The sequence below is a fragment of the Streptomyces sp. NPDC006384 genome (assembly GCF_042870695.1).
GTDB lineage: Bacteria > Actinomycetota > Actinomycetes > Streptomycetales > Streptomycetaceae > Streptomyces.
The window spans coordinates 65157-78261 of record NZ_JBIAHR010000015.1 but is presented as its reverse complement, the minus strand read 5'-3'; the positions used below and the strand labels follow the sequence as shown (position 1 = coordinate 78261).

Genomic DNA, 13105 nt, shown 5'->3' with positions numbered 1-13105 from the left:
CGGTGAGGATCAGGCGAGGGACGCCAGCGCCTCGTTCCAGGTGGCCGACGGGCGCATGACCGCGGCGGCCTTGGCCGGGTCGGGCTGGTAGTAGCCGCCGATGTCGGCCGGCTGGCCCTGGACGGCGTTCAGCTCGTCCACGATCTTCTGCTCGTCGGCGGCGAGCGTCTCGGCGAGCGGGGCGAACGCCTTCGCCAGGCCGGCGTCGTCGGTCTGCGCGGCCAGCTCCTGCGCCCAGTACAGGGACAGGTAGAAGTGGCTGCCGCGGTTGTCGATGCCGCCGACGCGGCGGGTCGGGGACTTGTCCTCGTTGAGGAAGGTCGCCGTGGCGCGGTCGAGGGTGTCGGCGAGGACCTTGGCGCGGGTGTTGCCGGTGGCCTCGGCGTACTGCTCCAGGGACGGCACCAGGGCGAAGAACTCGCCGAGGGAGTCCCAGCGCAGGTAGTTCTCCTTGACCAGCTGCTGCACGTGCTTGGGCGCGGAGCCGCCGGCACCCGTCTCGAACAGGCCGCCGCCCGCCATCAGCGGGACGACCGACAGCATCTTGGCGCTGGTGCCCAGCTCCAGGATCGGGAACAGGTCGGTCAGGTAGTCGCGCAGCACGTTGCCGGTGACGGAGATGGTGTTCTCACCGCGGCGGATGCGCTCCACCGACAGCTTGGTCGCCTCGACGGGGGACAGGATCTTGATGTCCAGGCCCTCGGTGTCGTGCTCCGGCAGGTACTCCTTGACCTTGGCGATCAGGTTGGCGTCGTGGGCGCGGCCCTCGTCCAGCCAGAAGACGGCCGGGTCGCCGGTGGCGCGGGCGCGGGTGACGGCCAGCTTCACCCAGTCGCGGATCGGGGCGTCCTTGGTCTGGCAGGCGCGGAAGATGTCGCCGGCGGAGACGGCCTGCTCGATGAGGACGGTGCCGTCGCCGTCGATCAGACGGACCGTGCCCGTGACGGGGATCTCGAAGGTCTTGTCGTGGCTGCCGTACTCCTCGGCCTTCTGCGCCATGAGGCCGACGTTCGGCACCGAGCCCATCGTGGAGGGGTCGTAGGCGCCGTTGGCGCGGCAGTCCTCGATGACGGCCTGGTACACGCCGGCGTAGGAGGAGTCCGGGATGACGGCGAGGGCGTCGTGCTCCTGGCCGTCCGCGCCCCACATGTGGCCGGAGGTGCGGATCATCGCCGGCATGGAGGCGTCGATGATGACGTCGGAGGGCACGTGCAGGTTGGTGATGCCCTTGTCGGAGTCGACCATCGCCAGGTCCGGGCCCTCGGCCAGCTCGGCGTCGAAGGACGCCTTGATCTCGGCGCCCTCGGGCAGGGACTCCAGGCCCTTGTAGATGCCGCCCAGGCCGTCGTTCGGGGTGAGACCGGCCTTGGCGAGCGTCTCGCCGTACTTCGCGAAGGTCTTCGGGAAGAAGGCGCGCACCACGTGGCCGAAGATGATCGGGTCGGAGACCTTCATCATCGTGGCCTTCAGGTGCACCGAGTACAGGATGCCCTCGGACTTGGCGCGGGCGACCTGCGCGGTCAGGAACTCGCGCAGCGCGGCGACCCGCATCACCGAGGCGTCGACGACCTCGCCCTTCGTCACCGGCACGGACTCACGCAGCACCGTGGTGGTGCCGTCGTCGCCGGCCAGCTCGATCCGCAGCGTGCCGTCCTCGGCGATCACCACGGACTTCTCGGTGGAACGGAAGTCGTTCTCGCCCATGGTCGCGACGTTCGTCTTCGACTCGGGGGTCCAGGCGCCCATGCGGTGCGGGTGGGTCTTGGCGTAGTTCTTCACCGAGGCCGGGGCGCGGCGGTCGGAGTTGCCCTCGCGCAGGACCGGGTTGACCGCGGAGCCCTTGACCTTGTCGTAGCGGGCGCGGATGTCGCGCTCCTCGTCGGTCTTCGGGTCGTCCGGGTAGTCCGGCAGCGCGTAGCCCTGGCCCTGCAGCTCGGCGATCGCGGCCTTGAGCTGCGGGATGGACGCCGAGATGTTCGGCAGCTTGATGATGTTGGCGGCGGGCGTCTTGGCCAGCTCGCCCAGCTCGGCGAGGGCGTCCGGGATGCGCTGGTCCTCGGTCAGGTACTCCGGGAACAGCGCGATGATCCGGCCGGCCAGCGAGATGTCCCGGGTCTCCACGGAGACACCCGCCTGCGCGGCGTACGCCCGGACCACGGGCAGGAACGAGTACGTCGCCAGGGCCGGGGCCTCGTCAGTGTGCGTATAGATGATGGTCGAGTCAGTCACCGGTGCTCCGCTCCACGTCTGCAACATTGCTCGACATCAAGATATCTCGTGATCGACCCGGGCTCGACAGGGGCCGAGCGGAGATTCCGGCCGGCCGGCCGCGCGGCCCCTGCCGCACGGCCCCTGCCGGGCAGGCGACCGGTCAGGCGGACGGCACGGTGTCCTCGTCCGCCCGCTGCTGCGGGAACACCACGGCCCCCTGCTGGAGCGCGACCGTCCGGGCGGGCGACGGGATGCGGATGCCCTCCTCGCGGTAGCGCCTGTGCAGCCGTTTGACGAACTCGTGCTTGATCCGGTACTGGTCGCTGAACTCGCCGACGCCCAGGATCACGGTGAAACCGATCCGGGAGTCGCCGAAGGTGTGGAAACGCACCGCCGGCTCGTGCTCCGGCACCGCGCCGGTGATCTCGGTCATCACCTCGGCGACCACCTCGGTGGTCACCCGCTCCACGTGCTCCAGGTCACTGTCGTAGGCGACACCGACCTGGACCGTGATGGTCAGCTGCTGCTCGGGCCGCATGAAGTTGGTCATGTTCGACTTGGCGAGCTGGCCGTTCGGGATCACGACGAGGTTGTTGGACAGGTCGCGGACGGTGGTCTGCCGCCAGTTGATGTCCTCGACGTAGCCCTCCTCGCCGCTGCTCAGCCGGATGTAGTCGCCCGGCTGCACCGTCTTGGAGGCGAGGATGTGGATGCCCGCGAAGAGGTTGGCGAGCGTGTCCTGCAACGCCAGGGCGACCGCCAGACCGCCCACGCCGAGCGCGGTGAGCATCGGCGCGATGGAGATGCCCAGCGTCTGCAGCACCACCAGGAAGCCGATCGCCAGCACCAGGACCCGGGTGATGTTGACGAAGATCGTCGCCGATCCGGCCACCCCGGAACGGGACGCCGTCACCGTCCGGACCAGCCCGGCGATCACCCGGGCCGCCGCCACCGTCACCACGAAGATCAGCAGCACCGTCAGCACCTGGTTGACGTTGTGCTGCACCGTGCGGGTCAGCGGCAGCGCCGCCGCCGCGCCCGCCGCGCCGCCCGTGACCGCTGCCCACGGGACCACCGTGCGCAGCGCTTCCACGATCACGTCGTCGCCGCTCCAGCGGGTGCGCTCCGCGTGCCGCCCCAGCCAGCGCAGCAGCATGCGCAGCAGGAAGGCCCCCAGCAGCCCCGCGGCCAGCGCGATGCCGGCGGCCACGAGGTGGTCCACGGTGAGGTCCCCGGTCATCGGTCACCTCCCGGGGGCACGTCCGCGGCGAAGCCGCTCACCGACGGGTGGATGTGCATGCTCGTCACCTGTCACCTGCTCGATTCCGTGATGTGCGATCGCACCGGCCTCGCAAGACAGTTCGACCGGCGCGAGGGCTCATCCTGCCGCATCCGGCACGGCCGCCCGTACCGGCGGGGTGTCCGCGGCGGCGGGACCGTCCGCGTCGGCGGGGCCTCCGGTCGCCCTTGACCTCAAGGAAACTCGAGGTTCTAGCGTCACCGGCATGAGCATGGAAACCACCGCCTGGACCCAGCTGCACAGCGTCATGAACGCCGAGCGGGAACGCCGGCCCCTCGCCCGCGCGACGCTGCGCCGCATCACCGCCTTCGCCCGCCCGCACCGCCGCCGGATCGTCCGGTTCGTGCTGCTCGGGGCGGTGACCGCGCTGCTCGCCGTCGCCACCCCCGTCCTGGCCGGAAGCGTCGTGGACACGATCGTGTCGGGCGGCGACGAGGGCACGGTCGTCCGGCTCGCCCTGCTGATCGCGGTGATCGCGGTCGCCGAGGCGGGCCTCGGCATCCTCTCCCGGAGACTGTCGGCGACCCTCGGGGAGGGGCTGATCCTCGATCTGCGCACGGCGGTGTTCGATCATGTGCAGCGCATGCCGGTCGCGTTCTTCACCCGCACCCGCACGGGCGCCCTGGTCTCCCGGCTCAACAACGACGTCATCGGCGCCCAGCGCGCCTTCAGCAACACCCTGTCCGGCGTGGTGACCAACCTGGTCACGCTGGTGCTCACCCTCGCCGTCATGCTCACCCTGTCCTGGCAGATCACCCTGCTCGCCCTGGTCCTGCTCCCCGTCTTCGTCCTTCCGGCCCGGCGCATGGGCCGCCGCATGGCCCGTATGCAGCGCGAGGCCGCCACCCTGAACGCCGCCATGGGCACCCGGATGACCGAGCGCTTCTCGGCACCCGGCGCCACGCTGATCAAGCTGTTCGGCCGCCCCGAGGAGGAGTCGGCCGAGTTCGCCGACCGCGCCCGCCGCGTCGCCGACATCGGCGTGCGCACCGCCACCGCCCAGGCCGCCTTCATCACCGCCCTCACCCTGGTCTCCGCCCTCGCCCTGGCCCTCGTCTACGGCCTCGGCGGCTTCTTCGCCCTGCGCGGCACCCTGGACCCCGGCGCCGTCGTGGCGCTGGCACTGCTGCTGACCCGCCTGTACGCGCCGCTCACCGCGCTCGCCGGCGCCCGCGTCGAGGTGATGAGCGCCCTCGTCAGCTTCGAGCGGGTCTTCGAGGTGCTCGACCTGACCCCGCTCATCGACGAGAGGCCCGACGCCCGCCCCGTCCCCGACGGCCCCGTCGCCGTCGAGTTCGACGACGTCCGCTTCGGCTACCCGTCCGCCGACAAGGTCTCCCTGGCCTCCCTCGAGGAGGTCGCCTCCCTCGACACCCGCGGCGGCGCCGAGGTCCTGCACGGCCTCTCCTTCCGCGCCGAACCCGGGCAGACCGTCGCGCTCGTCGGGTCCTCCGGCGCCGGCAAGTCCACCATCGCCCAGCTCCTGCCGCGCCTGTACGACGTCGACGCCGGCGCCGTACGGATCGGCGGCGTCGACGTCCGCGACCTGACCGCCCGCTCCCTGCGCGACACCGTCGGCATGGTCACCCAGGACGGTCACCTCTTCCACGACACCGTCCGCGCCAACCTGCTGCTCGCCCGCCCCGACGCCACCGACGCCGAACTGTGGGACGCCCTGCGCCGCGCCCGCCTGACCGACCTCGTACGGTCCCTGCCCGACGGCCTGGACACCGTGGTCGGCGAGCGCGGCTACCGGCTCTCCGGCGGGGAGCGCCAGCGCATGACCATCGCCCGGCTGCTGCTCGCCCGCCAGCGCGTCGTCATCCTCGACGAGGCCACCGCGCACCTCGACAACACCTCCGAGGCGGCCGTCCAGGAGGCCCTCACCGAGGCCCTGGAGGGCAGGACGGCCCTCGTCATCGCCCACCGGCTCTCCACGGTCCGGACGGCCGACCAGATCCTGGTCGTCGAGGCAGGCCGCATCGTGGAACGCGGCACCCACGAGGAACTCCTCGCCGCGGGCGGGCGGTACGCGGAACTGCACCGCGCCCGGTTCGCACGGCACGCGGTCGAGCAGGCGGCCTGACCCGGGACACCCCGACCACGCCGCCCGGCCCACGCCGCCCCGCTTCGTTCCGCGCGGAACGAAGCGGGGCGGCGTGGGCCGGGCGGGATCACCTCGTCCGTCGGACTCCGGCCGGCCGCCGCGCCGCAGGGGCGCGGCGGCGGGTCATCCGCGGCCGGAGGCCGCGGGCGCGGTGACCGCGGCCTCCGGTTCGCCGAGCGCGCCGGACAGCGGCAGGCGCTGCTGCCGCAGGGGCACCAGCTCGGTCTGGAGCACCATCGTGGCCGCGCCGACGGCGGGAGCCGTGGCGGCCGACTCCGACAGACGCACGGCGACGGAGTGCGCCGCCCGCGCGAAGAACGTCCTGTCCAGCTCCTCCTGCAGCACCGGCAGGTACACCGAGCCAGCCACGGCCATACAGGGACCCGTGAGGACCAGCATGTCCAGGTCCATGACGTTGGCGAGGGCCCGCGCGGCGAGCGCGAGATGGCGTGCCGAGCCCTCCAGCAGCTCACGGGCGCCCTGGTCCCCGCGCCGGGCGGCACGCGCGATCGCGGCGAAGTCGGCGGTCACCGAGGGGCGCTGCCCGCCCGGCCCCTGGGTCAGCCCGGCCGCGCGGGAGACCCGGATGTCCGCGCGGGCCTGGATCACCACGGCGGCCGGACCCGCGAGCGCCTCGGTGCAGCCGCGGGCCCCGCACCAGCAGTCGGGACCCTCCACGTCGACGCACACGTGGCCGATCTCCCCGGCGTTGCCGCTGCGGCCCCGGTAGACGGCGCCGTCGATCATCAGGCCGGCGCCGATGCCGCTGCCCATGTAGACGGCGGCGAAGCTGGGGACGTCCCGGGCGATGCCCGCCCAGTGCTCCCCGAGGGCGGCGGCGGTCGCGTCGTTGTCCAGGATCACCGGCAGTCCGGTCGCCTCGGCCAGGGCCTTGTCCAGGGGGAAGTCCTCCCAGTGGCGCATGGCGGGCGGGGTCAGGCGCATGCCGCTGGCGGGGGTGAGGGGACCGGGGGAGACCAGGCCCAGGCCCAGCACACGGTCCTTGCCGATGCCGACGCCCTGGATGAGGGTGTCCACCTCGCCGGCCATGCGGGCCACGACCACGGGCGGGTCGTCGGTGCCCGCCCCGGCCCTGGACATCCGGGCGACCATCGAACCGCTCAGGTCGGTGAGCACGTAGGTGATGCCGGAGTGGTCCAGGTGGACACCGACCGCGTACCGGGCGTTCTGGTTGAGCGCCAGCAGGGTCCGCGGCTTGCCGCCGGTCGACTCGGAGCGCCCGATCTCGGTGACGAGCCCGTCGTCGATGAGGCGACGGACCACGGTCGAGATGGTGGCGCCCGTGAAGCCCGTGGCCTCGATCAGCCGGACCCTGCTGATGGTCCCGGCCGCCCTGATCACGTCCAGTACAGCGGCCCTGCTGGTCGCGTGCGGCATACCTTTCGCCAGCCCGCCCATCGTCATCCTCCCGGCGCCCCAGGCGGGCGTCGCCCTCGGCCGGTCACTCCGAGCGTCGCCCCCTGTTTATTTGCCAGACAAACATAACCGACGGACGGATGTCAGCCCCGCTGCCGGGAGTTCCCGTCCCGTCCTGCCCGGCCGTGCCCGGCGGGGCCTGTTCTGGCCGGTGGAGGCGTCTTTGTGCGGCCCGGCGGCGGTGACGGCCCGCCGGTGCACGGCCCGGAGAAGGTCGGGGGGAGGCCGGGGGAAGGCCCGGGGAAGGCCCGGCCCAAAGTGTTGACTTCTTTCTTCGTCAGCTTAACAATCTCGACACATGTGCGTGGCCCGGCCCTCCCGAGGAGGCGTGGCCCCGGCCGTCCGACACGGACCTCCCTCAGGAGAGTGGCTCGTATGTCCAGGTATCAGAACAGGTTCCGTCGTGCCTGCGCCGTGGGGGCGGTGACCCTCGGTCTCGCCGTATCGGGCTGCAGCGCCGATGCGGGCGGCAGCGGCGCCGGCGCCACCACGCTGGTCGCCTACACCGGCCAGAGCGGCGACTACCAGATCAACTTCAACCCGTACTCGCCGACGATGATCGACGGGCCGGGCTCCATCTACGAGCCGCTGTTCTTCTACAACGTCGCCCGCAAGGACGAGCCCAAGCCCCGGCTGGGCACCGAGTTCGCCTGGAACGACAAGGGCACCGAACTCACCGTCACACTGCGCGAGGGCGTGAAGTGGACCGACGGCCGTCCGTTCACCGCCGACGACGTCGCCTTCACCTTCGACATGGTCCGCGACAACCCGACCATGAACAGCACCGGCTTCACCGGGAAGACCACGGTGGTCGACCCCACCCACGTCAGGATCACCTTCGACAAGCCCTCCTTCAGCGAGGGCCCGCAGATCCTCGGCAAGTTCTGGATCGTCCCCAAGCACCTCTGGGAGAAGATCGCCGAGCCCGCCGAGGACGTCATGAAGAAGCCGGTCGGCACCGGCCCCTACAAACTGGCGGAGTTCAAGCCCCAGGCCTTCACCCTCGAGGCGAACCCGGACTACTACGCCGGCGCCCCCGCCGTGAAGAAGATCCGCTACGTCGCGCTGTCCGGCAACCAGTCCGGGGCCGACGCGCTCAAGGCCGGCCAGATCGACTGGCAGACCGGACCCGTCCCCGACATCAAGAACGTCGAGAAGAACTACCCCGGTTACAAGGCCGTCACCGTCCCCATGAACCAGGCGGCCCTGTTCACCTGCTCCAGCGCCGAACTCGGCTGCAAGGGCCCGCAGACCGACCCGGCGGTGCGCAAGGCCGTCTACTACGCGATGGACCGCACCCAGCTCAACGCGCTGGCCTTCGAGAACACCGCCGGCGAGATATCACCCGGCTTCGCCCTGCCGGAGCGCGACAAGGCGCTGGTCTCCACCAAGCTCAAGGACCCCATCGCGCCGATGGAGCCGCAGGCCGACACCGCCGCCCGGCTGCTGGAGGGCGCCGGCTGGACCAAGGGCTCCGGCGGCATCTACACCAAGAACGGCAGGCAACTCGCCCTCACCGTCAAGGTCGTCGCCGGCTGGACCGACTACATCACCGCCGTGAGCACCGTCGCCGAGCAGCTGAAGAAGGCCGGCATCAAGCTCACCGTGCAGCAGCTGTCCTGGAACGAGTGGTCCGACGCCCGCGGCCGAGGCGAGTACGAACTGCTGCTGGACTCGCTGTACCAGGGACCGGCCCCCGACCCGTACTACCTGTACAGCTACTTCTTCTCCAGCAGGACCACCGCGCCCGTCGGTGAGACCGCCAACCCCAACTTCGCCCGCTTCAAGGACCCGAAGGTCGACCAGGCCCTCGCCGCCCTGTCCGGCATCGCCATGGACGACACCGAGGCCCGCCAGCCGTACTACGACACGATCCAGACCCGGATCGAGGAGTCGATGCCGTACATCCCGATGCTCACCGGCGGCACCACCAGCCAGTTCAACGCCAGGAAGTTCACGGGCTGGCCGACCGAGGACAACCTCTACGCCTTCCCCGCCGTGTGGGGCCGGCCCGACAACTCGCAGATCTACCTGAACCTGAAGCCCGCCGGCAAGTGAGGCCCCGACAGCGATGCGCACGCAAGAACCCCAAGTGATCGGCGGCAACGGATGACGTACTTCGCCCGCAAGATCGGTTTCTACGCCGTCGCCCTCTGGGCCGCCCTGACGCTGAACTTCTTCATCCCCCGGATGATGCCGGGCAACCCGGTCGACACCCTGATGGCGAAGCTCCAGCAGCGCGGCGGAACGGTGGACCCGGCGGCACGCAAGTCGTTCGAGCTGCTGCTCGGCGCCGACCGCAGCGAGCCGCTGTTCCAGCAGTACCTCTCCTACCTCGGGAACGTGTTCCGCGGGGACTTCGGAGTCTCGGTCAGCTCCTACCCGGCACGGGTGTCCGACGTGATCGGCCAGTCGCTGCCGTGGACCATCGTGCTGGTCGGCATGGCGACGCTGATCTCCTTCGTGCTGGGCCTGCTGCTCGGCACGGTGGTCGGCTGGCGGCGCGGATCCTGGCTGGACTCCGTCGTCCCCGCCACCACCGTGCTGGCCGCGGTGCCCTACTTCTGGCTCGCGCTGGTCCTGGCCGCGCTGCTGTCCTCCACCCTGCACTGGTTCCCGCTGCTGGGCGGCTACGACGTGGCCCTGCCGATGGGCTGGAACCGGGAGTTCGTACTCTCCGCCGTCTACCACGGCACGCTGCCCGCGCTGACCATCGTGATCTCCTCGGTCGGCGGCTGGCTGCTCGGGATGCGCAACATGATGGTGTCCACCATCGCCGAGGACTACATCCTCACCGCCCGCGCCAAGGGCCTGCGCAACCGGCGCATCATGATCCGCTACGCGGCGCGCAACGCGGCCCTGCCCTCCGTCGCCGGCTTCGCCACCTCGCTCGGCTTCGTCGTGTCCGGCTCGGTCATCACCGAGCAGGTCTTCTCCTACCCGGGCGTCGGCGGCCGGCTGCTGCAGGCCGTGCAGAACAACGACTACGCCCTGATGCAGGGGATCTTCCTGGTCATCACCGTCGCGGTCCTCGGCGCCAACCTCCTCGTGGACCTGCTGTACGGCGTGATCGACCCCCGCACCCGTACCAGCCACTGACCAGGAAGGGAATCCTCTCGTGACCAGTGTCATCCCGCCCGACGGCGCCCTGGAGGAGTCACCCCCGGGCGTCGGAGACGACGCGGCGGCCCTGCTGCCCCCCGCCCGCCGGCGCGGCGGCTGGCGTGCCGTGCTGCCCGCCTGGTCGCCCAAACTGGGCATCGGCCTCGGCCTGGTCGTGGCGATCGCGCTGTTCGGCCTGATCGGCCCGGTGTTCACGGGGAATCCGGACACCATCCGGAACATCGGCCTGTCCTCGCCCAGCGGCGAGCACCTGCTCGGCACCACCCAGACCGGACAGGACGTCCTTGCCCAACTGGCCCACGCCACCCGCGGTTCGCTCCAGATCGGCCTGCTCGTCGGCGTCATGGCCACCGTCCTGTCCGCCCTGTTCGGCATCATCGGCGGTTACGCGGGCGGCGTCGTCGACGAGGCGTTCTCCCTGTTCTCCAACGTCATGCTGGTCATCCCCGGGCTGCCGCTGGTGATCGTCATCTCCGGGTTCGTCCCGGCCGACCAGCGTGGCTGGTGGACCATCGCCGTGGTCCTCTCGGTCACCGGCTGGGCCGCCTCGGCGCGTGTGCTGCGCGCCCAGACCCTGTCGCTGCGCAGCCGTGACTACGTCGCCGCGGCCAAGGTGGCGGGGGAGAAGCCCTGGCGGGTGATCTGCGTGGAGATCCTGCCCAACCTGCTGCCCCTGCTGGCCTCGCAGTTCGTCTTCTCCGTGATCGCCGCCATCCTCAACGAGGCCGGACTGTCCTTCCTCGGTCTCGGCGCATCCAACTCCTCGACGCTGGGCACCATGCTGTACTTCGCGCAGAACGGCTTCGCCCTCCAGCGCGAGGCGTGGTGGTGGTTCGCCCCGCCCGGAATGATCATCGCGGCCTTCGGCTGCGGGCTCGCCCTCATCAACTTCAGCCTCGACGAGATCATCAACCCGCGGCTGCGCCGGGCCGGCCGCGGACGCGGGGCCTCGGCGAAGGCCGGCCGCGGCCCGAAGCACGTCGCGAGGAGCACCGCCGTATGAAGAACGACATCGCACCGGCCGGCACCCGGCCGGACTCCGGAAAGACACCGCCCCAGGCGGTCCTGACCATCCGCGGCCTCAACGTCGTGTACCAGGCCGACCCGCCCGTCCACGCCGTCAAGGACGTCTCCCTGACCCTCGACCGGGGCGAGATCCTGGGCCTCGCCGGCGAGTCGGGCTGCGGCAAGAGCACCCTGGCCTACGCGGTCAACCGGCTCCACGAATGGCCCGCCGAGGTCACCTCCGGCTCGGTCACCTTCCACGACCGGGACGGACAGGACATCGACCTGCTGGCCCTGCGCGACGAGGAGCTGCGGCGCTTCCGCTGGGCCAAGCTCTCCATGGTCTTCCAGGGCGCGATGAACGCCCTCAACCCGGTGCTCTCCGTACGGGCCCAGCTGGAGGACGTCCTCACCACCCACCGCCCCGGCATGTCCAGACAGGAGCGGCGGGAGCGCTGCGCCGAGGTGCTGGAGCTCGTGGGCGTCGAGGCCCGCCGGATGAACTCCTTCCCGCACGAACTCTCCGGCGGCATGCGGCAGCGCGTGATGATCGCCATGGCGCTGCTGCTCGACCCGCAGGTCATGATCATGGACGAGCCCACCACGGCGCTCGACGTGCTCGTCCAGCGCGGCATCCTCCGGGAGATCCTGCGGCTGCGCGACAGGCTCGGCTTCGCCGTCGTCTTCATCACCCACGACCTGCCGCTGCTGCTGGAACTCAGCGACCGCATCGCGGTGATGCTGCGCGGCGAGATCGTCGAGTACGACACCGCCGAGGCGATCCACCGGCGGCCGCGGCACCCCTACACCCGCACCCTGCTGGACTCCTTCCCCAGCCTCACCGGCGACCGCGGCGCCTTCCTGCGCACCGGCGAGGCCACCGGCTCCTACACGGCCGGGGAGACCGCGCCCGGGAAGGACGCACCCGCAGAAGCCGTACCCGAGGAAGGGGACGCGTGATGACCGCGCTCGAAGTGCGTGATCTGGTCAAGGACTTCACCCTCCGCTCCGGACTGCGCCGCTCCACCCTGCGCGCCGTGCACCGGGTCGGCTTCACCCTGGTGCCGGGCCGGACCGTCGCGCTGGTCGGCGCCTCCGGCTCCGGCAAGTCCACCGTCGCCCGGATGATCGCCCGGCTGGAGAAGCCGACCTCCGGCACCATCACGGCCGTCGACCCCGCCGGGCGCCGCGTCGAGGACCGGCACTACCGGGACCACGTGCAGATGGTGTTCCAGGATCCCTTCGCCTCGCTCAACCCCTTCCACTCCATCGAGCACCACATCGCCCGCCCCCTGCTGCTGCACGGACGGAGCCGCGGCCGGGACGAGACCCGGCAGCGGGTGGCGCAGCTGCTGGAACGGGTGAACCTGCCGCCGGCCGCGGTCATGGACCGGCGCCCGCACGAACTGTCGGGCGGTCAGCGCCAGCGGGTCGCCATCGCCCGCGCCCTCGCCCCGGGCGCGCAGGTGATCATCGCCGACGAGCCGGTGTCCATGCTCGACGTCTCCAGCCGTCTCGGGGTGCTCAACCTGCTGGCCAGGCTCCAGCGCGAGGACGACCTCGCCGTCCTGTACATCACCCACGACCTGGCCACCGCGCGGCACTTCTCCGACGACATCCTGGTGATGAACCGGGGCAGGGTCGTCGAACGGGGCCCGGCCGACGACGTCATCCTCGACCCGCAGCACCCGTACACACGGATGCTGGCCGCCGCCGCCCCCGACCCCGAACTGCGCGGCCGTCTCGACCTGGCGGAGCCCGGACCGAAGGCGGACACCGACCGGGACCACCTCACCTACGACCACGCCGCCCGACGCTGGATCGACGTCGACGCCGGAGGAACCGACGCCGGAGGCGACGGGACGGCGACCGGGGCGGCGGCGTGAGCGGCGCGGGACGGCGGCCGCCTCCGTACCTGTGAC

General features: G+C 71.2%; 9 protein-coding genes. 6 read left to right on the top strand and 3 right to left on the bottom strand.

Annotation, left to right across the window (positions count from 1 at the left end; all coding sequences use genetic code 11):
• Positions 1 to 9: 9 nt before the first annotated feature.
• Positions 10 to 2229: an NADP-dependent isocitrate dehydrogenase gene (locus ACFYOJ_RS21465; protein WP_356554711.1), complete on the bottom strand. Its 2220-nt coding sequence runs from the start codon at positions 2227 to 2229 to the stop codon at positions 10 to 12.
• Between the two features lie 142 nt (positions 2230 to 2371).
• Positions 2372 to 3451: a mechanosensitive ion channel family protein gene (locus ACFYOJ_RS21460; protein WP_356554713.1), complete on the bottom strand. Its 1080-nt coding sequence runs from the start codon at positions 3449 to 3451 to the stop codon at positions 2372 to 2374.
• Between the two features lie 271 nt (positions 3452 to 3722).
• Between ACFYOJ_RS21460 and ACFYOJ_RS21455 the strand changes: the two genes are divergently transcribed.
• Entirely contained in the window at positions 3723 to 5597 is a 1875-nt protein-coding gene (locus ACFYOJ_RS21455) for an ABC transporter ATP-binding protein (RefSeq protein ID WP_356554760.1), read from the top strand.
• 144 nt (positions 5598 to 5741) lie between these two features.
• Here the strand turns inward: ACFYOJ_RS21455 and ACFYOJ_RS21450 are convergent, their stop codons facing one another.
• Complete coding sequence (locus tag ACFYOJ_RS21450) at positions 5742 to 7016, bottom strand: ROK family transcriptional regulator (RefSeq protein WP_356554714.1); 1275 nt, start codon at positions 7014 to 7016, stop codon at positions 5742 to 5744.
• Positions 7017 to 7430: 414 nt separating this feature from the next.
• On the opposite strand from ACFYOJ_RS21450, the gene ACFYOJ_RS21445 reads away from it, so the two are divergent.
• From ACFYOJ_RS21445 to ACFYOJ_RS21425, 5 genes are read left to right on the top strand one after another with little or no spacing between them, the layout of a single operon-like run.
• Complete coding sequence (locus ACFYOJ_RS21445) at positions 7431 to 9113, top strand: ABC transporter substrate-binding protein (protein WP_356554716.1); 1683 nt, start codon at positions 7431 to 7433, stop codon at positions 9111 to 9113.
• Between the two features lie 51 nt (positions 9114 to 9164).
• Positions 9165 to 10154, top strand: coding sequence for an ABC transporter permease (locus tag ACFYOJ_RS21440; RefSeq protein WP_356554718.1), 990 nt, complete (start codon positions 9165 to 9167; stop codon positions 10152 to 10154).
• A 19-nt stretch (positions 10155 to 10173) separates the two neighbouring features.
• Positions 10174 to 11181: an ABC transporter permease gene (locus tag ACFYOJ_RS21435; protein WP_356554720.1), complete on the top strand. Its 1008-nt coding sequence runs from the start codon at positions 10174 to 10176 to the stop codon at positions 11179 to 11181.
• Complete coding sequence (locus ACFYOJ_RS21430) at positions 11178 to 12143, top strand: ABC transporter ATP-binding protein (RefSeq protein ID WP_356554722.1); 966 nt, start codon at positions 11178 to 11180, stop codon at positions 12141 to 12143. The genes ACFYOJ_RS21435 and ACFYOJ_RS21430 overlap by 4 nt, the downstream gene beginning before the upstream one ends.
• Entirely contained in the window at positions 12143 to 13069 is a 927-nt protein-coding gene (locus ACFYOJ_RS21425; protein WP_356554724.1) for an ATP-binding cassette domain-containing protein, read from the top strand. The genes ACFYOJ_RS21430 and ACFYOJ_RS21425 overlap by 1 nt, the downstream gene beginning before the upstream one ends.
• Positions 13070 to 13105 lie beyond the last annotated feature (36 nt).

Coding starts and splice junctions, on each gene's coding strand:
- ACFYOJ_RS21455 (WP_356554760.1), top strand. CDS start 3,723: ATGGAAACCACCGCCTGGACCCAGCTGCACAGCGTCATGAACGCCGAG.
- ACFYOJ_RS21445 (WP_356554716.1), top strand. CDS start 7,431: ATGTCCAGGTATCAGAACAGGTTCCGTCGTGCCTGCGCCGTGGGGGCG.
- ACFYOJ_RS21425 (WP_356554724.1), top strand. CDS start 12,143: ATGACCGCGCTCGAAGTGCGTGATCTGGTCAAGGACTTCACCCTCCGC.
- ACFYOJ_RS21430 (WP_356554722.1), top strand. CDS start 11,178: ATGAAGAACGACATCGCACCGGCCGGCACCCGGCCGGACTCCGGAAAG.
- ACFYOJ_RS21450 (WP_356554714.1), bottom strand. CDS start 7,016: ATGCCGCACGCGACCAGCAGGGCCGCTGTACTGGACGTGATCAGGGCG.
- ACFYOJ_RS21440 (WP_356554718.1), top strand. CDS start 9,165: ATGACGTACTTCGCCCGCAAGATCGGTTTCTACGCCGTCGCCCTCTGG.
- ACFYOJ_RS21460 (WP_356554713.1), bottom strand. CDS start 3,451: ATGACCGGGGACCTCACCGTGGACCACCTCGTGGCCGCCGGCATCGCG.